The 26,850-nt window shown below is 41.0% G+C and carries 20 protein-coding genes and 1 pseudogene; 13 read left to right on the top strand and 8 right to left on the bottom strand.

Annotated elements, in window-relative coordinates:
• Positions 1-1,163 precede the first annotated feature (1,163 nt).
• On the top strand, positions 1,164-2,270 hold the full coding sequence (locus V7K61_RS23975; RefSeq protein WP_335057140.1) for a response regulator: 1,107 nt from the start codon (positions 1,164-1,166) through the stop codon (positions 2,268-2,270).
• 483 nt (positions 2,271-2,753) lie between these two features.
• Here V7K61_RS23975 and V7K61_RS23970 read toward each other — a convergent pair whose 3' ends face one another.
• Positions 2,754-5,339, bottom strand: coding sequence for a GAF domain-containing protein (locus V7K61_RS23970; protein WP_335057138.1), 2,586 nt, complete (start codon positions 5,337-5,339; stop codon positions 2,754-2,756).
• Positions 5,340-6,165: 826 nt separating this feature from the next.
• Between V7K61_RS23970 and V7K61_RS23965 the strand changes: the two genes are divergently transcribed.
• A complete protein-coding gene (locus V7K61_RS23965; RefSeq protein WP_335057136.1) occupies positions 6,166-7,059 on the top strand; it encodes a hypothetical protein in 894 nt (297 codons plus the stop codon).
• Positions 7,060-7,071: 12 nt separating this feature from the next.
• Complete coding sequence (locus tag V7K61_RS23960; RefSeq protein WP_335057134.1) at positions 7,072-8,046, top strand: SDR family NAD(P)-dependent oxidoreductase; 975 nt, start codon at positions 7,072-7,074, stop codon at positions 8,044-8,046.
• A 61-nt stretch (positions 8,047-8,107) separates the two neighbouring features.
• Here V7K61_RS23960 and V7K61_RS23955 read toward each other — a convergent pair whose 3' ends face one another.
• Positions 8,108-8,500 (bottom strand): hypothetical protein, encoded by a 393-nt coding sequence (locus V7K61_RS23955; protein WP_335057132.1) that lies wholly within the window; start codon positions 8,498-8,500, stop codon positions 8,108-8,110.
• Between the two features lie 156 nt (positions 8,501-8,656).
• Here V7K61_RS23955 and V7K61_RS23950 point away from each other — a divergent pair, with 156 nt between their 5' ends.
• A complete protein-coding gene (locus V7K61_RS23950) occupies positions 8,657-10,996 on the top strand; it encodes a cation:proton antiporter domain-containing protein (RefSeq protein ID WP_335057130.1) in 2,340 nt (779 codons plus the stop codon).
• Between the two features lie 506 nt (positions 10,997-11,502).
• A complete protein-coding gene (locus V7K61_RS23945; protein WP_335057128.1) occupies positions 11,503-13,287 on the top strand; it encodes a diguanylate cyclase domain-containing protein in 1,785 nt (594 codons plus the stop codon).
• Positions 13,288-13,545: 258 nt separating this feature from the next.
• Here V7K61_RS23945 and V7K61_RS23940 read toward each other — a convergent pair whose 3' ends face one another.
• Positions 13,546-13,764: an Hfq-related RNA-binding protein gene (locus V7K61_RS23940; protein ID WP_334837700.1), complete on the bottom strand. Its 219-nt coding sequence runs from the start codon at positions 13,762-13,764 to the stop codon at positions 13,546-13,548.
• Positions 13,765-13,833: 69 nt separating this feature from the next.
• Between V7K61_RS23940 and dapF the strand changes: the two genes are divergently transcribed.
• Entirely contained in the window at positions 13,834-14,673 is an 840-nt protein-coding gene (dapF, locus tag V7K61_RS23935; RefSeq protein ID WP_335057126.1) for a diaminopimelate epimerase, read from the top strand.
• 121 nt (positions 14,674-14,794) lie between these two features.
• On the opposite strand, the gene V7K61_RS23930 is transcribed toward dapF, so the two are convergent.
• From V7K61_RS23930 to V7K61_RS23910, 5 genes and pseudogenes are all read right to left on the bottom strand, one after another.
• Positions 14,795-15,808 carry a DMT family transporter gene (locus tag V7K61_RS23930; RefSeq protein ID WP_335057125.1) on the bottom strand — a complete coding sequence of 338 codons (1,014 nt, stop codon included), beginning with the start codon at positions 15,806-15,808 and terminating at the stop codon, positions 14,795-14,797.
• A 53-nt stretch (positions 15,809-15,861) separates the two neighbouring features.
• Positions 15,862-16,500: a DNA-3-methyladenine glycosylase family protein gene (locus V7K61_RS23925; RefSeq protein WP_335057123.1), complete on the bottom strand. Its 639-nt coding sequence runs from the start codon at positions 16,498-16,500 to the stop codon at positions 15,862-15,864.
• On the bottom strand, positions 16,484-17,563 hold the full coding sequence (ada, locus tag V7K61_RS23920; RefSeq protein WP_335057121.1) for a bifunctional DNA-binding transcriptional regulator/O6-methylguanine-DNA methyltransferase Ada: 1,080 nt from the start codon (positions 17,561-17,563) through the stop codon (positions 16,484-16,486). Before ada ends, V7K61_RS23925 begins: the two co-directional genes overlap by 17 nt.
• A gap of 440 nt (positions 17,564-18,003) precedes the next feature.
• Positions 18,004-18,591, bottom strand: a complete 588-nt coding sequence (locus V7K61_RS23915) for a Uma2 family endonuclease (protein ID WP_335057119.1) — start codon at positions 18,589-18,591, stop codon at positions 18,004-18,006.
• Positions 18,592-18,707: 116 nt separating this feature from the next.
• Positions 18,708-18,875, bottom strand: a pseudogene (locus V7K61_RS23910) (hybrid sensor histidine kinase/response regulator); the annotation flags it as partial.
• Positions 18,876-19,137: 262 nt separating this feature from the next.
• On the opposite strand from V7K61_RS23910, the gene V7K61_RS23905 reads away from it, so the two are divergent.
• The 7 genes from V7K61_RS23905 to ureG all read left to right on the top strand — a co-directional run bounded on the left by V7K61_RS23905 (position 19,138) and on the right by ureG (position 26,823).
• A complete protein-coding gene (locus V7K61_RS23905; protein WP_335057115.1) occupies positions 19,138-19,284 on the top strand; it encodes a hypothetical protein in 147 nt (48 codons plus the stop codon).
• Positions 19,275-21,908 carry a sensor histidine kinase gene (locus tag V7K61_RS23900; RefSeq protein ID WP_335057113.1) on the top strand — a complete coding sequence of 878 codons (2,634 nt, stop codon included), beginning with the start codon at positions 19,275-19,277 and terminating at the stop codon, positions 21,906-21,908. Before V7K61_RS23905 ends, V7K61_RS23900 begins: the two co-directional genes overlap by 10 nt.
• A gap of 207 nt (positions 21,909-22,115) precedes the next feature.
• Positions 22,116-23,855 carry a PAS domain-containing sensor histidine kinase gene (locus V7K61_RS23895; RefSeq protein ID WP_335057111.1) on the top strand — a complete coding sequence of 580 codons (1,740 nt, stop codon included), beginning with the start codon at positions 22,116-22,118 and terminating at the stop codon, positions 23,853-23,855.
• Positions 23,856-24,311: 456 nt separating this feature from the next.
• On the top strand, positions 24,312-24,611 hold the full coding sequence (locus tag V7K61_RS23890; protein ID WP_335057109.1) for a hypothetical protein: 300 nt from the start codon (positions 24,312-24,314) through the stop codon (positions 24,609-24,611).
• A 383-nt stretch (positions 24,612-24,994) separates the two neighbouring features.
• Complete coding sequence (gene ureE / locus V7K61_RS23885) at positions 24,995-25,438, top strand: urease accessory protein UreE (RefSeq protein ID WP_335057108.1); 444 nt, start codon at positions 24,995-24,997, stop codon at positions 25,436-25,438.
• A complete protein-coding gene (locus V7K61_RS23880; protein WP_335057106.1) occupies positions 25,413-26,105 on the top strand; it encodes an urease accessory protein UreF in 693 nt (230 codons plus the stop codon). The genes ureE and V7K61_RS23880 overlap by 26 nt, the downstream gene beginning before the upstream one ends.
• Positions 26,106-26,226: 121 nt before the next feature.
• On the top strand, positions 26,227-26,823 hold the full coding sequence (ureG, locus tag V7K61_RS23875; protein WP_335057104.1) for an urease accessory protein UreG: 597 nt from the start codon (positions 26,227-26,229) through the stop codon (positions 26,821-26,823).
• The last annotated feature ends 27 nt before the right edge of the window (positions 26,824-26,850 follow it).

The following is a 26,850-nucleotide window of genomic DNA, read 5'->3' as shown; positions in this document are numbered from 1 at the left end:
ACATCTAATTATCTTTTACTGTACATTTTCAGCTTTCCCGGACATCTAAACAAATAAATATTTATAACAATTTTCTGGAAGATGATATTAATTAGTTTTCATGTTTACTTTACTGATTTATCGTGAAGTTTATATATTCCTGCTAATTTTTTTTGAAAATTATAGTAATCTAAGTTTTAGTGAGTATGTTACTTGTTATCTACCATCTAGCTGAAAACAGCTATTTTGCAAGGTATCTACTACTAATCAAGAATTTCCCTGTAAGTTCTTGAATTTTTCACTCCAATTTGTGCAGGATGAGTATTTAGCCCCACACAACATTAGAACCCGTTTTCAGTACTTATGAAGAGATTCCCTTCTGCTGATTTGGTCGCCTGTGCATCTCACCACACACCATCATGGCGGTAATTATCAGCAAACTCATTCTTGGCCGGAGGTTTACCATTATTGTTGTGCAAGTGATAATTTTGCCGAATCCCAAGACTAAGAGTTGCTCTACAATCACAAACTTAAGTAAGATATTGAACTTTTGGAATGCTTAGTTTTGAATAATACTTTTTCTCTTGTGAAGTTACCCTCAAGAATAAACTTCTTGAAAAAGTACCCGGCGACTTTCGTCACGGATATAAAAACATACTTCGTCAGCGCGGACTTAATGCCTATAAGTCTTGATGGAGAAACATTTACGTTTACATTACAGTAGATTTTGGTCGCTCCAGACTTTAGGATTAGGGACAAAAAACTTTTGCAAGAGAACTAAAGTATCTATAATTTTAGGCTGCCAAATACGGATAACAATGATACTTTTGTGACTGATGGGCGAGAGCCAATGGTCTTTGTGTGGCACTTGAGTTACTGTTAGATTGGCTAGATTAGCTAAAGATACAGAAAACCAATCTAATTTTTGAAATACTATATCCTGACAACTAGTCGGGCAATTTTGCTATTGGTCAGTAGCATTAATTGGTTTAGTTGTAAGTTGTGGATTATAGCTTAACAGAGATTGGTGAATTAAGAGTTGGGGGGTGTGGAATCTCTGTACTAACTCAAATATGACCGCTATATTTATCTGAAAAGTGCTTCCAACAAAGTCACGGTGAATTCCGAAAAGGTAATTCACTAATTTTGCCTGCAAATGTTAATTTTATTCCAAAGCGATCGCAATGAAGACACTTCCGATTAGTAGATACAGATTTTTTCAAAAGCTCCAGCCCCTAACTTTGTTGAAAAAAATCACTGGTAAGTCGGTTACTGGGTGTTTACAGGTGTTTAGCACATCAGGCTCTTGGTCAATATATGTAGATGAGGGGAAACTAATTTATGCCAGCTACTCAGAGAAAATGTTTGAGCCGCTTTACAGAAATTTGCAATGCTTGAGCGAGCAAATTTCTACTCTCCCTGACGGAATCAAAGATCAGTTGCGGGCGATATTTGAAACTGGTATTGAAAATCAGGCAATACCGAACCCAGATTATCTGGCTATTTGTTGGTTAGTCAATCAGAAATATATCAGTTCTTCTCAAGCAGCAATGCTGATAGAGCAATTGGCGCTAGAAGTTCTAGAGTCATTTCTAAATTTAGAGGAGGGAAGTTATGAATTTATTCCTGAGAGTTTTCTGGATGATATGCCAAAGTTTTGTCATCTAAATGTTCGTTTATTAGTTGAACGATGTTTAACGCCCCAAAATGTTCGCGTTAGCGTCTCTGAAAGAGAAGCGGTTTATCGTCAAACATCATCAAGTTATCAATCGCATACCTCACAATTTTTCCAAATAAATGAGCTACAATCTAAAGCCAAAACTACGCCAAAGTTGCCTAAAATAAACGGCTATAAGCCAGCATCTTACTCGATTAATACTAATGAACACAGAGGTCAGCAAATCATCCAACCGCCTGCTGACAGAAAAATCTACACAATCTTGTGTATTGATGACAGTCCTACGGTATTGAATGCTATTAAAAGTTATTTAGATGAGCAAACCTTTTCCGTTATCGGAGTCACTGATTCTTTAAAAGCTTTAATGCAGATTATTCGTATAAAACCCGACATAATTTTGTTGGATATATCAATGCCTAATCTCGATGGATATGAACTCTGCTCTTTGCTGCGTAAACACTCATATTTTAAAAATACACCTGTGATTATGGTGTCAGAAAAAGTAGGATTTCTAGATAGAGCTAAAGCTAAGATGGTGAGAGCATCAGGCTATTTAACTAAGCCTTTTAAACAAGGAGATTTACTAAAAGTCATTTTTAAACATATTGTTTAGTTTCCTAATATAGCAAGCTAGTCTATTTAAACAGCCTATTATTTTATATATTTAAGGTTGAATATTATCTGCTTCACTATCATTATATTTATAGAATATTGTCAATTAGTTATGATTTCCACAATCATTGCACCCCACCCCCAGCCCCTCCCCGCCTGCGGGGAGGGGAGACAAAGCGTAGCTTTGGCGGGGTGGGGTTCTTGAGGTTTAATAAGTAACCAAGCGGACATGATATGAGTGAGTTAAAATTAATTAGTCATTCTCTTGCAGAGGCAGATTAATACAGCTTCGGTTAAATACTTATAACATTTGTAGGTTGGGTTGAGGAACGAAACCCAACGCTTGCTCCTTGTTCATGTTGGGTTTCACTGCCGTACCCCTACAGGGATCTTGCTACAACCCAACCTACATTGATAAGTTTTATTATAAGTAATCACCCGAACTTGGTATTAGTTACAAGCCCTAACCTAAAAGTCGGTAGGGTTATTTTTCCTGAAATGTCCAGACTCCTTCATCCCAATCTGATTCTGTTGGGGGTGATTGTAACCAATGCTGACAACGCAACAGATGCAACATAGCAGCTTTGTCCTGGCTGTCTGCTGCCAAAACATTAGCAAACTCAGCTCTTGCAAGATAAAAGTCCCGCTTGAGGTAATACTCGCGCCCTTTCTGATAATGCTCAATCACTTGCAATTTTTCGCTTTCAATCGGATTGGAACGCAAACCCAGTAATTCATATATGGCTACTGGCTCATTTCTGCCCTTGACACGAATGTAATCTAGTTCCCTAGCCCAAATATGATCTTGGCATGGTTTAAAAGTGTTATGGCTAATAATAATATCGCAACCATACTGTTTACTGACACTTTCTAATCGGGAGCCAAGATTAACGCCATCGCCAATGGCGGTAAATTCCATTCGCTTACTAGAGCCAATATTCCCACTAATCACGGTATCAGAATTGATGCCAATGCCGATCTTGATTTTGGGCTTATTAGCTGCATGGCGACGTTGATTAAATTCGTGCAGGCGAACGCGCATTTCTAAGGATGTTTGCACTGCCATCCAAGCGTGTTCTTCTAATGGTAAGGGAGAACCAAATACAGCCATGATGGCATCGCCGATATATTTGTCAAGGGTGCCTTTATGTTTAAAAACTGCCTCCACCATTGATTCAAAATATTCATTGAGCATACTTACCACTTCTTCTGCCTCCAAGGTTTCGGTTAAAGTGGTGTAGCCGCGAATATCAGAAAATAAAATCGAAACATCTTTACGAGCGCCTCCTAGTTTAGCGTCATCCAATTTCAGCAATTCTTCGGCTAATTCCTGGGTCATGTAGCGGTACATCGTACTCTTGAGCCGCTTTTCATCACTGATATCTTCCATCACCACCAGCGCCCCCCGGACTTGCTCGTTGTCGCTGGCATCGGCAATTGTGTTAATCGATAAATTAATACTGTGCGGTTTTATGCTATTGGTTATGAGTGTGCGATCGGGGTAATATTGCTGGCGGCCTTTTAAGTCAACTCCATGTAAAGCATCCTGATACCACTTGCTAAAGTCACCTTCTTTGAGGGCGATCGCATCAGTAACTAATTTACCTTCTAAACGGTCTTCTGGCTCAAGTCCTAGCAAACGCTTGGCGCTTTCATTGGCGGCGATAATTAATCCAGTTTTATCAGTGGAAATCACTCCATTGGAAAGACTACGCAAAATATCCCGTTGCATTTGTTCTTGTTGCTTGACTGTGGCAAACAACTGGGCATTATGTAGGGCTACTCCCGCTTGAATATTAAAAGCTTCCATGAACTCTTCATCGTTGCGGTCAAAACTAGCTTGGAAGCATTCGGGAGCTTTAGGCGAATAAGCTGGATTATAGGGCGGAAAATCACCAGATTTCTTTTTATTTAATAGTTGGGTAACGCCAATCAGTTGTTCATCACCGTTAAACACTGGCATACAAAGTAAGCTACAGGTGCGATAGCCATTTTTCTGGTCATTTTCTTGAGATGTCTTCGAGTCAGGATGATCGTACAAATCAAAGGCAATATTCAGTTTCTTGCCAGAAGCCGCTACTATACCAGCAAAGCCTTTACCTACGGGGACTCGCAACTCTTTAGTTGAGCCATCATCCTGGGTGATTTTCGTCCACAATTCATCGCGATCGCGGTCTATTAACCATAGTGTACTGCGATCGGCATTCATCAATTCCTTGGCTTCATCCATCACCCGTTTGAGGGTGTCTTCTAAGTCGAGACTGCTTTGAGAAAGTGACTTGATTGCCTTCATCAGCGCCGCCACTGCTCTTTGTTTTTGGGTGGCTACATAAAAAGAGCGCGAGGACTCTAAAATCAGGCGAATTGAAGGGGCAAATTCTTGAAATAATTGTTCGTCAGCAGAGGTAAAACCTTTGGTATCAATGCGCTCTGCAAGTGGAGCATCGTGATTATTCTTAGATTTTAATTTATTCAGTAATTGCACTACTGCAACTAATTGCCCGTGTTCATTTAAGAGTGGCAAAGCTAACATAGTGTAGGTGCGATAGCCAGTTCTCTTTTCTTGCTCTTGGGCAAAATGCGATCGCGGATCGTTATAAAAATCAAAGGGAATATTGATAACTTCTTTAAAAGTGGCAACTTCACCACCAATGCCTTTATTAGCGGGGATGCGAATTTCTAAAGAGCGACCGCCCTCACCCTCAGCTAGGATTGACCAAAGTTCTTGTTTTTCTTCATCCAATAAAAATATCGTCGTCCGGTCTGCCCCCAGTAATTCCCCGGTTTTCAAGGTAATCGAATGCAACATTTCTTGCAGAATGGTTTCAAACCCATGAGAATCAAGCATTGATAGGGTTTGATGAACAATCTGTAATTTTTGCTCGACATCCTTAACGACCTGTTTAAAAGTATCCTGAGTCAAGGGAGCAAGAAACGTAGAAAAAGTTCCTTGTCTTGTGGCAAGAGCACCCACAGGAGCAGAATTCGCTGGTAATTCGAGGTTTTCTTGGTTGTGAACACTAATAATCACATCAGTGGTCTCCCCATAACTTCCTTGATACGCTGACATAAGTGGTATTTTATATAGCAGGATGAGATTTTAGGTTTAAGAATGAGATTAAATTTATTTAGGTGGTGTTAAAAGCAACAATTACTCAACATTATCCATAGTTTAATCGCTTGTTCAGCCAGCGTCATCCTGTGAATAAAGGCGGAAACGGATTACCAATAAGGATGGCTTGACCAGAAGCCCTTCCCATTGGTGGATACAGATGATAAATAGAGGGGTCAGACCCCTCATATAAACGAGAAAACAATGTTTTCCGCAGGGGATTTATTGTTAGTGTTGCGTTGTAAGATTTTGCAAGGTAACACTAATGAGCATTGCTGTATCCGTAGAGTATAGTCGATTTATTTGAAAATGGCTGTATTCTGTAAGTAATTATACGGAAAAACTTTAGCTTTACTGCGATCGCTTCCTGTCGCAGATATGTCACCCTGAAAAAGAAAGTGCTGAGTAAAAAATATTAGTACAGGTTGGCGGTAATAAACCAATCTATGATTCTGTTGTGATGCCTGTGGCAGACTACTAGCCTGTCCCATTAATTCTGAGAATTAAGAGAACGAACCGCAAAGGACGCAAAGAGCGCATTCGCGCAGCGTCTCGCAGAGAAGGAAGAAAAGTTAAGAAGGAGTTCACCCATTATATTTAATGGGACAGACCACTAGCTTATAGATATTCATTTTTCTACAGATAGAGTTAATTAAAAATATTAAGCACAATATTATCTTAGCCAAACATAAATATAAAATCAGATTTAATCTTTGAATTGAACCCATATATTACATGGGCTGGAACATTCACCCGATTGTTGTAAATCCACAGGATTATTTTAATGAAAAAATTAAAGACTCAAGTATTTTTAGGCTTGACAGGTGCATTTTTGGCAGTCGGATATTCCAGTTTGCTAGCTACAGAAATTCCCATACAGAGTACATCAAATCTCAGAAAGGATTTATTAGCGCAATTAGAAACTAATCCAAATGTCAATGAGTATCTGGAGAAAAATAAACCAGAAAGTTATAAAGCTCTGAAAAAGCAGTTAGATGCAGCTATTGAGGATGCAAAAAGACCCAGTGAAGAGAAAGTAGTAAAAAATCTTTGGTTATTATCAAAAACTAATTCTCAAATAAAGTGGAGAGAAAATAACAGCAAAATTGAATATCTGATGGCGAGTTGGAAATATGTCAAAAACCCAACTGAGGATTGGAAAGTAGGTACAAAAAAAAGTATAGAAGCACGGACTTGGTTAACAGCTGTTCCTCAAGTTAAGGAATTTTGTCAAAATTGTAAGGGGATCGGTATAAATATTCCCGGTAATATTATGCTTTCTCTGAGGTTACAGCAGTATTTAGGCTTAATTTTAAATAGGTACTCAAATAAAACGCATTTTGTCGAAATGTGGGTGAAAGCTGAAGATTTAAGTAGACCATGTGTCGATCCAGAAATTAATGATTCTAGTTGTAATGTTTTTGAGATCCCGATTCCTGCTAGTTATCCGATTTTGCAAGAGATATACACAACTTCTTATGCAGTTGCTAGTCAAGAACATTATCCTTGGACAGGTTTAGGTTACACCTATGATTGGGGAAATCCGAAAAAACCTCGTGAAGGAGCTAGTGAGTTTCTGATCGATGGAACTAAAGAAAAACCGATCGAAGTAGAAGTTGTTTCAGTCACAGCTACGAAAGAATATTGTAATAATCAATATTTAACGCTAAAAGATTAGAAATGAGCGCTCATGAAACATCTTGAAGGTAAAGTGGCTTTAGTAACAGGTGCTACGCGGGGAATTGGTAGAGGAATTGCCATTGGCCTTGGTGAAGCAGGTGCAACTGTATACATCACGGGTCGCAGCCTCCACCCCTCCAGTGATGGGGTTTCAGGAAGTCTTAGTGAAACGAAATCAGCCATTGAGCAAGTCGGTGGTGTATGCATTCCCGTCCAAGTAGACCACAGCGACGATGAGCAGGTGCGTTTGCTTTTCGATCGCATTCAAGATGAGCAAAATGGACAACTCGACCTACTGGTAAATAATGTTTACTCAGGAGTTCAGGCATTAAAAGACGCTCATGGACAGCCCTTTTGGGATTCTGAACCAACTCTTTGGGATGCTAGCAACAACGTTGGCCTTCGGAGCCACTATATTGCGAGTGTTTTTGCAGCCCGAATGATGACTAAGCGTAACTCTGGACTCATTTGCACCATTTCCTCGTGGGGTAGTATGTTTTATCTCTTTAATACAGTTTATGGTGTTGGCAAAGCAGCTTGCGATCGCCTAGCTGCTAATATGGCTGTTGAGTTAAAGCCCCATAACGTCACTTCTGTTTCAATTTGGCCGGGTATTGTTGGTACTGAGCTTTTTTCGCGTTTTGCTTCGGAAATGAATCAAAACAATGTTACTGAAAATAATTTCTCATTTTTAAGCGATCGCTACAACTGGGAAACTCCGTTATTTACTGGACGAGCGATCGCTGCACTTGCTAGTGAGCCAAATATAATCCGCCATACAGGACGCGTGCAGATTGTTGCCGAACTAGCTAAGAAATATAATCTTGTAGATGAAAATGGCGATCGGCCCGCATCGTTACGCTCTCTGCGTTTTGTGCTGCCTGCTGCATTACCCGTACTGAGAAAGTACTCATGGCTCATACCTGATATAAAAATGCCGTGGTCACTGCTGTTATTGAATGCCCTCAGTTCGCCTAAAATTTAATGGGGATTGGGTATGGAGCCAGAAGAGATGCGTCATTAAATAATGCGACAATAAGTCTTTGCTACTCGTGCATGAGTATTTGAACTGGATGAATCCACCTTTTATCTCCGTTAACGAGTCTTTGAACTGGATGAATCCACCTTTTATCTCCGTTAACGAGTCTTTGAACTGGATGAATCCACCTTTGAACTCCGTTGACGAGTCTTTGAACTAGATGAATCCACCTTTGAACTCCGTTGACGAGTCTTTGAACTGGATGAATCCACCTTTTATCTCCGTTAACGAGTCTTTGAACTGGATGAATCCACCTTTGAACTCCGTTAACGAGTCTTTGAACTGGATGAATCCACCTTTGAACTCCGTTAACGAGTCTTTGAACTGGATGAATCCACCTTTTATCTCCGTTAACGAGTCTTTGAACTGGATGAATCCACTTTTGATACTCGTGAATCAAAATACCTTCAAAAATCTTGATGTATCCTTCCTGCTCACCTACTGCCCGCCCCCTTTAAAATAAGCAAATTTTGTCACCCCTTTAGCAAACAAGCTGTTTGAGATCGTAAAACTTTGTATCCTGAATTAATAGGTCTTAATAGTTCTTTTAAAACTGGTGCAAGAAGATTTTCGGTTAATTGTTGATTTAGTTTTAGTTCTAGGCGTTGCAGCCTGTGGCGGACTATTAGCGGCACTTTTGCAACAACCCGTGCTGCTGGGGTATCTCATTGGCGGGATAGTTATTGGGCCAACGGGACTGGGATTGATTAAAGAACTGATTCAAGTAGAGACTCTGGCACAGTTCGGGGTCGCCTTTTTGTTATTCGCCTTGGGTGTGGAATTTTCCTTTGCGGAACTCAAGAAGGTAAAAGCGATCGCTCTTGGTGGAGGTGGACTCCAGATTGCTTTGACGATTTTGGTAACAGTTTTAGTATGCGGGTTAAGCGGAGCCTGGGGAGCCTTACCTGCGAAGGGGATGTTTTTGGGGTGTATTCTGTCGCTGTCTTCCACAGCGGTTGTCCTCAAATGCTTGATGGAGCGCAATGAAACAGAAACGCCCCACGGGCAAGTAATGTTAGGGATTTTAGTTGTACAGGACTTGGCACTGGGACTAATGTTAGCAGTCTTACCAGCCCTCAACCAACCAGCAGAAACTATTGGTATTGCTGTCCTAACAGCGCTAGGTTCGATTGCTTTATTTGCAGCCGGAGCAGTAGCTGCGGGGATTTGGCTGATACCGCCTTTGTTGCAACTGCTAGCCCGTACTGAAAGCAAAGAACTATTTTTATTAGGAGTTGTAGCCCTGTGTTTGGGCATTGCCTTATTGACAGAGCATTTGGGACTGTCCATTGAAATGGGGGCATTTGTCGCGGGTTTGATGATTTCTGAGGTAGAGTACGCCGACCAAACCCTGACTTATGTCGAACCACTGCGAGATATCTTTGCCAGTTTGTTTTTTGCCGCCATTGGGATGTTAATTGACCCAGTGTTTTTGTGGAACAACCTAGAATTAATTTTGGGATTGGTGGCAATAGTTTTCGTTGGTAAATTTTTGATTATCACGCCCTTAGTGAAACTGTTCCGCTATCCTTTGAAAACAGCCATAATTGCCGGTTTAGGACTGGCGCAAATTGGGGAATTTTCCTTTGTTCTCGCTAGTGAAGGGCAGTCTTTGGGGCTGGTGTCCCGACAAATATACTTATTAATTTTGGGAACTACCGCAGTCACTCTCATGCTTACTCCCTTTGTACTGCGGTTAGTGCCATTTTTATTTAACTTTGCCGAATCAATGCCTTGGTTGAAACCGTACTTAGAAGAAGATGAAGCGCGGGATGTATCGGAAGATTTGCCCTTCAAAGACCATGTAGTAGTTTGTGGCTATGGGCGAGTCGGCAAAAATTTGGTGAAGTTGTTGCAGCAACATAACCTACCTGTGGTAGTAATCGACCAATCGGAGAGGAGAATTCAGCAGTTGCGTGAGGCTGGGGTGTCTTATGTCTATGGGAATTGTGTGAGTTTACACGTTTTAGAAACTGCTGGGGTGAATCATGCCAAAGGAATGGCGATCGCACTTCCAGACCCCATGAGTACCCGTCTTTGCTTAAAACGGGCTTTGGAATTGTGCCCAGAATTAGATTTGGTTGTCCGTGCTACCCAGGATAAAAATATTGAGGTGCTGTATCAATTGGGAGCCAGGGAAGTTGTGCAACCAGAGTTTGAAGCCAGCTTAGAAATGGCAACCTATTTATTAACTGGCTTAGGCTTATTGTCGCCACCTGTCGTCCAACGAGAAATGCAGCAAATCCGCAACGATCATTACTTAGATTTGCGGCCAGAGCGCTCTGCAACTGAAGTTGCTCGTGATTTGCGCCAAGCCACCCGCGATTTAAATCAGCGCTGGTATCCTTTACCAGCTGATTCGCCCTTAATTGGTATGAGCATAGAAGAAGCGGATATGCGCTATTTAACTGGAGCGAGTTTGATGGCAATTCGCCGCGCTAACGGCGAAGAAATTGATTATCCCAATAATCAAACCAAATTGGCAGAAGGCGATCGCTTGCTGGTGGTGGGAGCTGATGAAGAACTGGCAGCTTTGGCAGAATTCGCTAAGGGACAAGCGGCTGTTCCCGGAGAAAATAGTGCTTGTCAGTGGGTTACAGTCAATGCAGACGCGCCAACACTAGGTAAAACCCTTGCAGATTTAGACATCGCCAAGCAATTTGGAGTACAAGTACAGGCGATCCGGCGAGATGGTAAATTTATCCGCTATCCTGATGGCGGCATGGATTTGCGAGTCGGCGACCAAGTATTGTTATGTGGTGGCTTGACAGGTTTGAGTCAACTAGAACAGTTATTTGCGATCGCTAGTTCAGTACCCCTTTCTCTTCCAGTAATTAAAGCTGCTGAGGCAGAAGCGCTCAAAGACTTTCTACCTGCCGATCGTGTGACTGATTGAACTTTAATACTCCGCAAGCTAAGTGGCTGAATATAGCGATCGCACCTTTGGGATGGTAGTGACTTGGTATTTGGGGTGCTTTTTCATATTCTTCTAGAAGAATATCGCTTTTGATATACCCAGATCCTGAGTAATTTGCAGCTCAGTATCGGTAACAGTCCATCCGTAAGAGCTTAAGAGAATGTTTGAAAAGTGGTTGCAGGATAAGGCGATAAATCAAGCTTGAGGACTGGCGATCTTTTGCCTTTGACTACTCTAAATTTTGGTTCTCTTTTGCAGAAAAGTATTTAATGGGGTCATCTGCTTGATTTTTATCAATCGCAGAAGTTTTCGGTCTACTGAATTTGATTACCTTGTTTGATAACTGAATTTATCTAAGAATTGAGCTTTACTTTTATACAAAACTTTCTTACGCGATAATAGTTATAAACTAAGAAAAACTACGTTTTTACATCGTTGTAGCTGTCTCTTTTCATCTTTAAAATATTACTGAAACTATACTTATAATGTTGTACACAAGTTTACGTATTATTACCAGAGTATCTGCTAATCTCCTCTGTAAGCTTTTAGGACAGCCTAGTGTTAGTAATTTAGAAACTCAACTCCATGATAAACAAGTTCAAATTCAGCAGCTAGAAGAGCAAGAAAGGGCGCTTTACCGAGTTATTAGCAAAATTCGAGCTTCTCTTGAATTAGAAACAATTTTTCGTACAGCCACTAAAGAAACTTGCAAGTTACTCCGCGTTGAGAGAATTGCCGTTTATCGTTTCTATGAAAACTGGGGTGGAGAATTTGTCAGCGACTTTGAGTTTGCAGAGACTGGATGGGATGATGTCGAGACATTAGGAAAAAATACAGTTTGGAATGACTCTTATCTACAAGAACATCAAGGTGGACGGTATCGTAATAATGAAACTTTAATTGCTTCAGATGTCTACGCAGCAGGCTTGTCTCAATGCCATTTAGAAATTTTAGGACAGTTCCATATTCGAGCTTATGCAACTGCACCAATATTTGTGGGAAAAAAACTGTGGGGAGTGCTTGCAGCTTATCAACATTCACAGCCACATGAATGGAAACAATTAGAAATTCAGTTTCTGTCTCAGATTGCAACACAGTTAGGATTTGCAGTAAAACAAGCAGAATTTTTAGCTCAAGCAGAACAAAAAGCAGCAGAACTCTATAAAGCGAATCAGCAGCAGGAGATTCTGTTTAATTTAGTTGCTGAAATTCGTGAATCTCTGAATCTAGACACCTTGTTTAAGACTACTGTACGCGAAATTCGTAAGGCTCTCCGTAGCGATCGCGTCAGTATCTTTCGATTTGACCCGGAATCTAACTATACCTCTGGGGAATTTGTCTCTGAGAATGTATTACCTGACTACGATTCTACACTCGCAATCCAAGTGAAAGATAATTGTTTTGGTAGAAAATATGCACTTGCTTATCACCAAGGGCGTATACAGGTATTATCAGATATTTATCAAGCTGGTCTAAAAGATTGCCACATTCAACTGTTAGAGCAATTTCAAATCAAGGCACAAATTGTTGCACCTCTAATGAAAGGAAAAAGTTTATGGGGATTACTATGTGTTCATCAGTGCCATTGTTCGCGCGAGTGGAAAAAGTCGGAAATTCAATTTATCCACCAGTTAGCTGCTCAGTTTAATGTCGCTTTAGAACATTCTGAGTTATTAGAGCAATTCCGCTCTCAAGCTCATCAACTTGTTCAAGCAAACAATGCTTTAGAACTAGCAAATTCTCAGCTAGAAAAACTTAGTAAGCTAGATGCTCTAACCCAAATCGCCAACCGTCATTGTTTCGATCAGTTTTTAGAGCAGGAATGGAATCGACTAAAACTAAGTGAAAATTCTTTATCTTTAATTATATTTGATATTGACTATTTCAAGGATTATAACGATTCTTATGGACATTTAGCTGGGGATGAATGCTTAATACAAGTTGCTCATGCAGCACAATCTGTATTAAAGCGTCCTACCGATCTACTAGCTCGTTATGGTGGTGAAGAATTTATTGTCATTTTGCCAAATACGAATGAATCAGGTGCGATTAAAGTAACTAAGTTGATTCAAAAATCTATTCAAGAATTAAAGATTGCCCATAAAAAGAAAGATAATTTTCAATATTTTGTGACAGTCAGTTTAGGTGTTGCAATTCAAAGGCCAACAGACAAAAGTTCACCTCAAGAATTGATTAACGCAGCCGACAAAGCTTTGTATAAAGCTAAAGAACAAGGACGCAATCGGTGGGTTTGTGCTGCAAAATTCTAAGTCTATGAGAAAGAATAAGGCTTCATCTGGTATATCCCCAAACTGATACCAATTTTCAAAATAATGCGATAAATAGTCCATCTGTAGAGACGCGATTCATCGCGTCTTTAGCCAAGGATATATTGCAATACTTGTCGGTTAAGGGAAAAGGGTTTGAATTTACCTTTACCCCAAACCCAGTAACCTTTCCCCCAGACCAAAAGAGAGATTGTTGGGTTTATCCGAAAAGTATTGGGTTATGATGTTTCTGCCTCACTCCTAACTCACTTGCGGCTTGATGTAGGCGATCGCTTGTTTCCAAACGGTGGTTTGCTGGCTATTTTCATCAGCAATACAGATACACTGTGGATCTTGCCATACAACCTTTCCTGTGAGTACATCCTGAGTCACCAGCTTTAACTCAACTGGCGTTGTTTGTTTAATCAGGTTTTGGACTTGTCTAATACTGGGTAAAGTGGTGTCAAATTCGGTAAGCATTTTTAGTAAAGATGAACCTACAAGGCAAAATAAAGAGTAACTAATCCTTGATAATTCATCCTTGAAGAAATGGCAATCGAATTTACTAAGTATCATGGTCTAGGCAACGACTTTATTTTGATTGACAATCGCTCGTCATCAGTGCCTGTAGTGACTCCAGAGCAAGCGATCGAGTTGTGTGATCGCCATTTTGGTATCGGTGCTGATGGTGTCATTTTTGCCCTACCGGGAGAAAACGGCACTGACTACACCATGCGAATTTTTAATTCCGATGGTTCAGAACCAGAAATGTGTGGCAATGGCATTCGCTGTTTAGCTGGCTTTTTGGCAGACTTAGAAGGCGAATCCCGAAATCAAGACTCATATCGCATTCATACTTTGGGTGGTGTAATGACTCCCCAACTCTTATCTAATGGTCAAGTTAAAGTAGACATGGGTTTACCCAGGTTACTCGCTAGCGAAATTCCCACCACTCTTGCACCCGCCCAAGAAAAAGTAATTTCTCAGCCGTTAGAGGTGGCGGGACAAACTTGGGATGTCACCTGTGTAAATATGGGAAATCCTCACTGTATTACCTTTGTGGAAGATGTCGCAGCAATTGACTTAGAAACCATCGGCCCAAAATTTGAGCATCACCCAGTTTTTCCCCAACGCATAAATACCGAATTTATTCAAGTGGTACGCCGTGACTATTTGAAAATGCGGGTGTGGGAACGGGGTGCTGGAATTACATTAGCTTGTGGTACTGGTGCTTGTGCTTCTTTAGTAGCTGGAGTGTTAACCGGGAAATGCGATCGCGCCGCGACTGTAGAATTACCTGGTGGCCCCTTGCAAATTGAATGGTCAGAAGTAGACCAACGAGTTTATATGACAGGCCCGGCTGAACGAGTATTCACGGGTAAACTGTAACCGACTTACTATTGGCATTACTCAAGTAGTAATGCCATAGCAACACGTTTTTGGGTAAAGACGCGATGAATCGCGTCTCTACAATATGGTCTATTTGTTGCATTATTTTTTCAAATTGATATTATTTTGGGGAACTGGCGGATGAATCTATTTCTGGTGGAGATTGGATCTGAGGATTAATTTTAGATTGCACAGATTCTTTATTAGAAATTGCTAGATATATACCCCCGACAATTAGAGTTAACCCTAACAAGTTAAAAATACTCAAGTTTTCCGAGAAAAGTATCCAAGCAAGAATCGCAACAATCACGGGATTGAGTAGTAAGAGTAGAGAGATAAATCCTGATGAAAAGTTTTTGAGGCTGTATACAATTAGCCCATGACCCAAGGCTTCGCAAATAGCAGCTAGTGCAAATACTACTAACCACCCTGACAAAGTAACTGGGAAAACTTGTTTTTCCAAGATTAGCACTACTGGTATCATCAATGAAGTTGCGATCGCACAGCGCCACACGAGGATGGTGATAATTGAAAACTTATTGCCGATCTGCTCAATCAGTAAAAAGTTTGCTGCATAAAATATCGATGATATGAGGGCAACAGCATCACCTGTAAAATTATGATTAGAACGTAACAAATCTTCAAATACAACAGCGATCGCACCGATTATGGCTAAGATCAAACCGATGATAAATTTGCGCCCAAAAATTTGATTAAAAAATAGCCATCCTCCTAAAGTAGTAAATAGCGGATTGAGGCTACCTAACGCATTAGCATTAGCTGCACCAGTCTGAGTTAGCGACCAAGTCCAAGATAATCGACCTAATACATGAACTAGACCCACTGCTATTAAAAGGGCTATCTCTTTGATTGGATAACGTTGCTGTGGTAATACAGGTTTATCATCTTTAATTTGAGTCCGTACTTGGTTAATTCCACTCCATAATCCAAAGATAATAGTCGCTATCCATAACCGATTAAATAATGTAGTAATAGCGCTCATTTCTCTAACAGCAATTTTAATAAAAATTGCTGTTGAAGATAAAGCTAATAATGCAATTATTACTATGATTATCGGCAGGATTTTTGAAGTTTTATCATTTTCTGGTGTTAGGATTAATTGATTTTCTGCCATTTAGTTTATATTTATTATACGAACCGCCAAGTGCGCCAAGGGAGAAGGAGCAATTATTTGGGATTACTTAGGTAATAATGCCATAGAAGTCTTGCCGCAACTGCTCGCCACGGTCGCCAGTGCTGTGTCATTGCTTCTAGTTGCACTGGTGTTGGACGCGTTGCCAAGTTTTTGAGTTTTTGTAGAGCGATCGCGATCGCTAAATCGCCTTTAGGAAAGACATCAGGACGTTGTAGCGCCATGAGCAAATAAATATCAACTGTCCAGTCTCCGATGCCTTTGAGGCGCTTTAACTCAGTTCTGATAGCAGTTTCGTCCATTGTTTGGAGCTTGGTTAGATCAAGCTGACCAGTTGCGATCGCATTCGCCAATCCACGACAGTATAAAATCTTTTGCCGACTGAATCCAATTACTCTTAATTGAACATCATCCAATATCAGAAAATTTTCTGGCGTTAAAGTTACAACAACCCCACAGAGTCTTGTAAATACTGCCCTTGCAGCCGCTACAGAAACTTGTTGTTCCAGAATTATACACAACAGCGTTGCAAAACCCGGTTCTCTTGACCATATTGGTGGAGGCCCCAGTGTCTCTAAAATCCGAGCCAAATCGCTATCAAGTTTGGCAAGCACCATTAAACCACGGGTCAAACTTTCTTCAGTCAACGATTCTAGTTCAGGTGTTTGAGTCATCTTTGAGAAATTTCGATTCTTGTGTAAGCAGTTTTTGTTTGCGCTCAATTCCCCAGTGATAACCACCAAGACTGCCATCACTCCGCAGCACACGGTGACATGGTACAATCAGTGCGATCGGATTAGCGCCACAAGCATTACCCACCGCGCGGACTGCCTGGGGTTTGGCAAGATTACGGGCGATATCAGCATAGGTGCGCGTTTCGCCATAGGGAATTTTTTGTAATGCTTGCCAAACCTGTTTTTGAAATGCTGTCCCACGGATATCAAGTGGTAAATCGAGATGGGTTGCATCTCCCGCAATAAAGTCAAGAATTGATTGTATCCAGTCTTTGTGTGTGCGATCGTCACGTATGATGTGCGCTTGGTGAAATTCTTGCTTCAAAATGTGTTCAAGCTTGTCTGCTTCATCACCTAATTTTACGGCGCAGATACCCTTCTCTGTTGTTGCCACTAGTAAATATCCTAGTGGACATGGAGCGATCGCATAGACAATGTTAATTGTTTTTCCAGCTTGTTGGTAAGTTTTTGGTGTCATTCCTAATTGCTTAGGTGCTTTCTCATACAGTTGGCTACTTGAACCATACCCTGTATCGTAAACTGCATCAGCAATTTCTTCCCCCGACTGTAAACGCTGCTTCAATCGTTGGCTACGCAGCGCATCTGCATATTGAAAAGGCGATACGCCAATTATTTGCTTAAATATTCTTTGCAGGTAACTGGGACTCATTTCCACCTGAGAGCATAATTCTGAGAGGGTTGGAATGTGGTCAACTTGTGCTTCAATATATCGACATACTGCTAAGATTTTGGCTGTAATTGGAACTATTTCAGATTGTGGCTGACAGCGCTTACAAGCTCGAAAACCTGCAATTTCAGCCTCTTGTACCGACTGGAAGAAACAAACTTGATTGCGATTTGGTCTGCGACTAGGGCAAATAGGTCGGCAATAAATGTCTGTAGAGCGAACACCATAGAAAAACTTACCTTCAAAAGCGGAGTCTCGATTGAGAACTGCTTGCCAGAGCGTTTCTTCTAAAATTTGTGTCTGTTGTAATTGCATTCATGTCTCCTTGAATCTATTGCAAAGTATCCCTACTTTGGAGCGTTCATTATTAGTTTTTTCCTTTAGGTAAAACTAGATTAAATGTATTGATAAACTACTTTCTATCTGATTGTTGCGATCAAAGTTGATTGTCTCAGTTTTTGAATGTACCAACTCGCTCAACGAGTGTTCACTACTCGATGAAACCGGGAACCTTAAATTAGGTCAACACAACGGAGTTTTTATGAGTGGTGGTATTTACCTGATTCAGGCAAGAGACGCGATAAATCGCCGTCTCTACAAAGGACTGATTATTGTAAAGACGGCGATTTATCGCGTCTTTGCGATCTAGGGCATGTCATCAAAAAACCTTATCTGAACCGTATTGACATATCCCTGACTTCATAAAATTTGTTGGGGATCTTTTTGATTACGAATGATTCAGGGTAGGCAATTATTTACCAAATTTCTGCTAAATCTAAAACAAATCCTGGCAAAACATCTTCTCCAGATAGAGTTTTAGGACTTTGTAAAATCTCAACTTCTCTATTGAGACGATAAATTTCTACCTGTTGCTGTCCTCTATTAATTAACCAGCCTAATCTTGCGCCATTCTCGATGTATTCCCTCATTTTTGCTCGCGTTTTTTCTAAGGAATCACTTGGAGACATTAACTCAACCACAAAATCAGGACACAAAGGAGCAAATCTTTCTTTTTCTGCTTCGCTTAAAGCATTCCACCGTTCCATTTTCACCCAGGAAGCATCTGGAGAACGCTCTGCACCATTGGGAAGTTTGAAACCACCAGAAGAGTCAAAGGATTTCCCTAGCTTATTTTGACGACTCCAAGCTCTTAATTGATAAGTTAAATCGGCATTACGGTCACTAGTACTACTCCCCGTAGGTGGCATAATAATTAATTCTCCTGAAGCTGTCCGCTCAAACTTTAAGTCTCGATTATTTTGACAAAGCTGAAAAAATTGCTCGTCAGTTAAGTCGATATTTAATTCGAGGGTAGGAGGTAAACTGACGGTGGTAGTATTCATATTATCAGTTTGGGTGGAAGCAATATATCTATGCTAATCCTAATCCTGTACCTTTGCCGACAATTCTAGTAGTAAATAAACGATCAATTTTTTTTTACATCATATTTCATCCCAATAATATTGCCATAGTTTGTAATAACTTCAATTGCTTGATGTTGTTCATTAGCCTTGAGACGATGTTTCCAAATTAAAATAGTGCTATCAATGCCTTCATGGATGTTAAACGGAACTTTGTAATCCTGATCTGCCCGCGAGAAAGTTCGCAAGCTAGTGCTGATACTCTTACGCAAAGACACGGAGACGCTATTTAAATGACGATTAACTTACTACAAAATTTTATTAATTAATCACCTATTAGACATTTCCAGAAATTAATTATTATCCATAGCCCTTGTAGAAAGGTAGCAGTGCTACATCTTTACATTCTCTTTGCATTTCTTTGCGTTTAAAAAAGCTACGAATTTATGCAAAACTGTACTTAGTGTTTAAAAAAGGATTAAAACCTTTGCCTCAAAGTGACTCAGCACTCCTGAACTGATTCGCTATTTGACAAATGGTTCACCCGATTGGGTGAATGCGATCGCAGCATCCAGAACTACTCTGAAAGTAGAGCCACTTTTTCTGCTGTTAGCGATGTCTAGGACGGGCTACGCCTACGCGCCGACAGCTAAAAAACTTTTACAATGGCTATGATTACCTTGAATATTATGCCAATTGCTTATATATCAAAGGGTCTAAGAGTGGATGAAATTGTAAAATCAGCGCATAAACCAGATTTTCTACCAGAGAAGATCCCTCTGTTGGAAACAGTTGCTGCCAATTTACCGGGAATGATTTTCCAAATTCTGCAACGGCAGGATGGTTCTGTATTTATCCCTTATATTAGTTCTGGTTGTAAATATTTGTATGAATTAGAACCAGAAGCTGTACAGGCAGACTTTCGGGTGTTATGTAAACTGATTCATCCACAGGATATACAAGCTTTTACAGAATCTATTGCTGTTTGTCGCAATACTCTTACACCTTGGCATTGGGAAGGTCAGATTATTACGCCTAGTGGCAAACTGAAATGGATTCAAGGTACTTCGCAACCCGAATTACAAGAAGATGGCGATTTTCTTTGGCATGGCTTGATTATGGATATTACAGACCGAAAACAAGCCCAAGAAAAATTGCAAGAGAGTGAGGCACGGTATAAAGCAATTTTGGATGCTATCCCCGATTTGATGTTTCGCATCAGCCGCGATGGCGAGTATCTAGATTTGAAAAGTGAGGGCGCAAATATCACTCTTTCGAGAGAAGAAATAGTGGGAAAAAATTTGCAAGAGTTATTGCCGAGTGATGTTGCAGCCATTAGCCAAGTAGCGATCGCTAAAACTTTAGATTCTGGAATTTTGCAAACTTGTGAATATCAACTACCAACATCTTTGGGAGTCAGAGATTATGAGGCGCGGTTGGTAGTTAGTGGTACAGATGAAGTCCTAGCAATTGTCCGAGATATCACAGATCGCAAACAAGGGGAAGTCGCTTTACAAAATCTTGCCCAAAAATTTGCTAAAGCTTTTAGTTGCAGCCCCGATTCAATTACCATTAGCACGCTGCAAGAAGGACGCTTTATCGAAGTTAACGACAGTTTTGTGAATCTTTCCGGTTATGGGCGAGATGAGGCAATTGGTAAAACTTCTTTTGAGTTAAATCTTTGGGTACAGGATCGCGATCGCCTAAACTTAGTGCAAGAGTTGCAAAGTACGGGAGTTGCTCGTAACTTAGAAATTGAATTTCGGCAAAAATCTGGTGAGATAATTACAACGCTGCTGTCAGCCGAAGTCATCGATTTAAATGGGATACCTGCCATTTTAGCAGTGCATCACGACATTACAGAACGCAAACAAGTAGAAGCACAATTACGCTTTTGTGCCCAACGCGATCGCTTGTTGGCAGAAACCCTAGTGCGAATTCGATCTTCGCTGAACTTAGAACAAATTCTCCAAACCACCGTGACGGAAGTTAGGCAATTTCTCCAAGCAGATCGAGTTTTCATTGGTTTAAATAATGCCAATTTAGGAATAAAAACCATTGCCGAATCAGTAGATCCCAAATATCCATCAGTCTCAGGTTGGTCTATTAATGATGAAGCTTATTTACAAGAATTACGAAATTTACTAAAAGATAATCTTGTGCGTGTCGTTGAAGACATAACCCAAATAGAAGTATCTCCCAAGGTAAAAGCACACTATCGAAAATTCCAAACGAAGGCTACTTTGGCTGTACCAATTATGCTAAATAACGAATTATTTGGCGCATTAATTGCTAATCAATGCTCAGAACCGCGTCATTGGCTGCCAATAGAAATTGATTTGTTACAGCAGATGTCAGAACAGGTAGCGATCGCGATTCAACAAAGCCAGATATGCCAAAAGCTAGCAGAACTCAACACTAATTTAGAATACCAAGTTCAAGAACGGACAGCACAGTTAGAGCAGAAAATGCAAGAAGTTGAAAAATTGCATCGCGTCAAAGATGTTGTTTTGCACACAGTTGCCCACGATTTACGAACTTCGGTGATGGGTAACTTGATGGTGTTAAAGAATTTGTTAAATCAGGGGCAGGGGCAGGGGAGCAGGGGGGCAGGGGAGCAGGGGAGCAGGGGAGCAATTACAGCAAGTCTTTCCTCTCTGCCTCTTTCCCATGCCCCATGCCCCATCCCAAGTGCCCAATCTTCAATTCCAATATCTCGCTCAATCATTGAGCGGATGATTCAGGGCAACGATCGCCAACTAACAATGATTAACTCATTGCTAGAAATTAATTCCTGTGAAAAACAGGGTCTTGAGATCAAAATCGAACCTGTGCAATTTAGCACCCTACTGGGAGGCACATTTTCCCAGTTGGAACCCATGCTGACACAAAATCAAGCGACTCTGAAGAACTTGGTTCCCGCAGACTTGCCGTTAGTAATGGCAGATGGGACTCGATTACAGAAAGTTTTGGTAAATTTAATCGCACATGGCTTGCAAAATAATCCGCCAGGATTAAATTTTACCTTGAGTGCCACCGTTGAAGGGGGAATGATTCGCACTCAGATTCAAGATGACGGTGTGGGAATGAGTAAAGTAGAGTGCGATCGCCTTTTCGATCTCCATGTCCGCGATCCTCAAGACTGTTGCTCTACAAGCATTGGCTTAAAAATGTATCTTTGTCGGAAAGTTATTAAGGCGCATGGCGGCGAAATCGGTGTTATGAGTAACCGCAAGCGTGGGTTAACTTTCTGGTTTACACTACCTTTGGCAACTTCATCCGCAACAAATCGCCCATAAATCACCAAAAAATGAGAGGGTGTTATTTATAGCAATATAAAACCTCTTGCAAAAGTGCTTTTTGCACTCTTGTGGGAAAAGGTTAAAGGTTAAAGGGTAAGGGTGAAATACAAAACCTTTACCCCTTCCCCTTTTCCCTACTTCTGCAAAAAGTCTATTAAGTAAGGGAAACACCCTCAAGGTATGGGCAAAGTTGCTCGGATGCTAATGGCTACTCCATTTACAACAGTGCAAAGCTGGTGGAGAAAAACCTTTTCTGCACCAACAACAGATGAAATCACTACTTTTTACAGAGCTTGGCGTAACCGTTTTTTGTGGCAGAGATTACGTTTATGGTTATGGCTGGCGCTGATTTGTCTGTTGTCTTTTACTTTGCGAGATATTTACGGACTGTTTTTTCCTTTTGCAGAGTTGCAGCAATTACCAGAAGTACTGAGAACTCAGCGCTTGGTAATTAATGTTGCAATGCTTGCGAGTATAATTATTTGCTTTGCCTTACATAAAACTAAATTAGGTCGTCATCGTCCAGATTTATTATTTTTAGGGTCTTCTTGGGCAATTAGTTTAGCGTCGCAGTTGTTTGCAACCATCAGAGGTTTCGCACTACCCGATACCATCGGCTGGTCGCTGTTGTTCTTGAGCCAAGCTGTGTTGATGCCCGTCTGCTGGATTCTTCACTTGTTGACTCAAGTGAGTGTCCTGATTTACTATTTTGGTGTGAATACCGCACTTGGGCTAAAAACACCAATCCCCGACCATCCAGAAATATATAATGTAACGTTCATTTTATACATTTTTTGGTTTTGTACGATATGTGACATCGGTGTTTATCTGTACGATCGCCTGCAACGTTCTGAATTTTTCGCCCGCCAAGAACTAGAATCTGCCTACCAAAAACTCAAGGTTGCCGAAGCTAAATATCGCAGCATTTTTGAAAACGCTGTTGAAGGGATTTTTCAAAGCAGTCCCAATGGACGTTACATTACAGCAAATCCTGCTTTAGCGAGGATTTATGGCTACTCCTTAGCGCAGGAGGTGACAGCAAATTTCACTGATATTGAACAATTGTATGTTGACCCGAACCGCCGGGCAGAATTTGTGCGCCTGATGGAAAAGTACGGCAGCGTTTCCGAGTTCGAGTCCCAAATTTATCGCCAAGATGGGAGTATTGTCTGGATTTGCGAAAAAGCCTACGCAGTCCGTGACGAACAGGGAAAACTGCTTTACTACGAAGGTTTGATTGAAGACATTACCCAGCGCAAGCAAACTGAAGAGGAACTACGAGTATTTTTCCATGCAGTTTCCCACGACTTACGCAACCCAGTACTGGGTACTTTAATGGTGCTGAAGAATTTGCTGGCACGTCCAGAGGAAAATATTGCGATTTCCCGATCAATTTTAGAGCGGATGATTCAAAGTAGCGATCGCCAACTGAACTTAATTAATTCGTTGATGGAAACTCATATCAGTGAGGTGCAAGGTGTAGTTCTACAACGCCAAACCGTACAATTACTGACAGTTATCGAAGCTGCGATCGCAGATTTAGAGCCATTATTAGCACAAAATCAAGCCAAGCTCACAAATTTGGTATCCGCAGACTTGCCATTAGTGAATGCAGATCCCACGCAACTATGGCGAGTTTTTTCTAACTTAATCGTCAACGCTCTCAAACATAATCCCCCAGAACTGCTTTTGACAATCAATGCTACCTGTCAGGATGGCATGATTTATTGTACTGTTAGTGATAACGGCGTGGGAATTAGTCAACAACAAAGCGATCGGCTTTTTGACCTTTACTTTCGGGGTACAAGTATCGGCAATTCTGTAAGTTTGGGATTAGGTTTGTATCTGTGTAAGCAAATCATCCATGCTCACGGTGGCGAAATTGGTGTAAACAGTACATTGGATGCAGGGGCAACATTTTGGTTTACATTGCCTATTAGCTGACCTCCGGTTATTTATCCGCCAGCGATGCACTGAGTTTCCACACTTCGACTGCGCTACCTCGGCTCCGCTCGGCACAAGTCAGTGCATCGCTGCGCGGTAATCGAGCGAAGTCGAGATTCAACTACCGCATAGCCGAAGTGTCGTACAAAATACCCAACTGAATTCTGATATCATGTCTGCTAGATTACTTATTAAACCTGAAGAACCCCACCCCGCCAAAGCTATGCTTTGTCTCCCCTCCCCGCCTGCGGGGAGGGGTTGGGGGTGGGGTGTAATGACTGTGGTTAGCATAACTAATTATGCGGACATGATATGACTCCTGATGAATTCTGCTGTAAATCTTAGTATTAGTGACTAAAGTAACTATTGAAAGGTGACTTTAGATACAGGCTTGTGCCTGATTATTCCAATTATATTGAGAACATACAAATCAATGCAACGGAAATTAAAGGATATATGAACCGCTTTAAATCTATTCTTCTTGGAGGCTTATTAGCAGCTGCTTCAATTGCTGCTCTTTCTCAAAATGCTAATGCTGCTGAATTTAAATCTGAGCAAGAGCATTTTAATCGTAATAATACTGTAGCTTTTAATAACAATAAAGCCCAACACGAACGTCAAGTCCGTGAACAACGCGCTCGTGAATTGCGTGAACGTCAAGCTCGTGAACGACGCGCTCGTGAATTGCGTGAACGTCAAGCCCGTGAACGACACGCTCGTGAATTGCGTGAACGTCAAACCCGTTTTAATCACTAAGGAATAAGAATTAAATAACAGACAATTTATGTCTTTGGCTTACCTCACCCTCAATCCCTCTCCTATATATTGGAGAGGTAAGGTAGATACAAGATGAAGTTTTTTATTTTATTTAACTCACATTCCTAAGCTGAAAATTTTCCCTCATATTACGTTAGGAGAGTATTGCTACTCTCCTTTTTTTGTTTGCATAAATCTTTTCAAATTAATGCCCAAATAATCTTATTCAAGGCGCTGCTCAAAAAATTAGGCGCTTTTTATGCAAATTATGACTAATATCATGTTTGAAATCAGCATTTGCATCTAACTATGGAGTTTAAAATAATTCATAATTAGTTAAATTATAAGCATAATGAAAAGCGGAAGTTCAGACAAAACTCTGTATGCTCACATTTACTCAATTTAAACCACCTAATTACGATGCCGCAGTTACTTTTACTCTGGCGCTGACAGCAGAAGAACGTACCCGCAGCCGTCATCGTTTTGAAACGGAAGATGGTATTGTGTTTTTACATTTACCCAGAGGAACTGTTTTACACGATGGCGATATTTTGCTGGAAGAAACCCATAGCAGTTTAATCAGAATTACTGCCAAACCAGAATTAGTGCTGACTGCCTTTGCCCAAACACCACTTTTATTATTACGGGCAGCATACCATCTGGGAAATCGCCATGTACCTGTAGAAATTACTCCGACTTATTTACGCTTGTCCTCAGATTCGGTTTTACGTGCGATGTTGGAACAACTGGGGTTAGAAGTTAAAGAGGAAATTTTACCGTTTCAGCCAGAATTAGGAGCTTATGGACAACACCATCATGCTCACTGATAGTCATCTTTTGAGTATTTTGCAGCTGGCTAGCCCCGCTTTGCCTGTGGGAGCATATAGTTATTCTGAAGGCTTGGAAATGCTGGTGGAGAATGGTACGATCGCTAACCACACACATCTCAAAGATTGGTTAAAAGCAGAGTTGCTCTACGGAGCAATTCGGTTAGAGGCGGCAGTGATGGTACGATCGCAGCAAGCCGCCAAAATTGCTGATATTGAGTCCCTATGCCGTTGGAATCTGTGGTTATCCGCCGCTAGAGAAACAGAAGAATTACGCGCCTCTAGTTGGCAGATGGGGCGATCGCTGATCCAATTACTTGGTAAACTAGAACCGCAGATTGTACCTATTGCCGATGCTATAGGTAATCCTTGCAATTATGCGATCGCTTTTGGTATTGCCGTTGCTCATTGGCAAATTAGCATCCAAGCTGCATTACTGGGATATCTGCATAGTTGGGCAAGTAATTTAATTACTGCTGGCGTGAAACTGATTCCCCTTGGACAAACAGCAGGACAACGGTTATTGCTAGATTTGCAACCATTACTCAGTGCTGCCGCATTGGAAATTCTAGGGTTAGAGGACGATCAACTCGCCTGTTGTAGTTGGGGTTTGTCGCTAGCGAGTATGCAGCATGAGACGCAGTATACAAGGTTGTTTAGGAGTTAGTCATTGGTCATTGGTCATTGGTCATTAGTCAAAAACTAAGAACTAATAACCATCTACCAAGGGAGAGTGACAAAGGACAAATGACAAATAACAAAGGACAAATGGCAAAGGACAAATAAAAATGAATGCATTTCGAGTGGGAGTTGCTGGCCCGGTGGGTTCGGGGAAGACGGCTTTGGTGGATGGTTTGTGTAAGGGGTTGCGTGAGCAGTATCAGATTGCGGTAGTGACGAATGATATTTATACTCAAGAGGATGCTCAATTTTTAGTGCGTTCTCAGGCGTTGGCAAGCGATCGCATTTTGGGTGTAGAGACTGGTGGTTGTCCTCACACTGCTATCCGCGAAGATGCTTCGATGAATTTGGCGGCAATTGAACAGTTAGAGGAACGTTTTCTCGATTTGGATTTAGTATTTTTGGAAAGTGGCGGTGATAATTTGGCTGCTACTTTTAGTCCCGAATTAGTGGATTTAACGATTTACGTCATCGATGTTGCGGCTGGTGATAAAATTCCCCGCAAGGGTGGCCCAGGCATTACTAAATCTGATTTGTTGGTGATTAACAAAACTGACCTAGCGCCTTATGTTGGTGCAGATTTAAGTGTGATGGAACGAGATGCTAAAAAAATGCGCGGTGATAAACCTTTTATTTTTACTAATTTGAAAACTCAGTCTGGACTTGCAGATGTAATTAACTTTGTTTGCACAAATATCTGTTGAAAAAGAATTCAGAATTCAGAATTCAGG

The organism is Nostoc sp., assembly GCF_036918015.1.
Lineage (GTDB): Bacteria > Cyanobacteriota > Cyanobacteriia > Cyanobacteriales > Nostocaceae > Nostoc.
The sequence above is the reverse complement of the archived record's forward strand: the minus strand, read 5'-3'. Positions and strand labels throughout refer to the sequence as shown.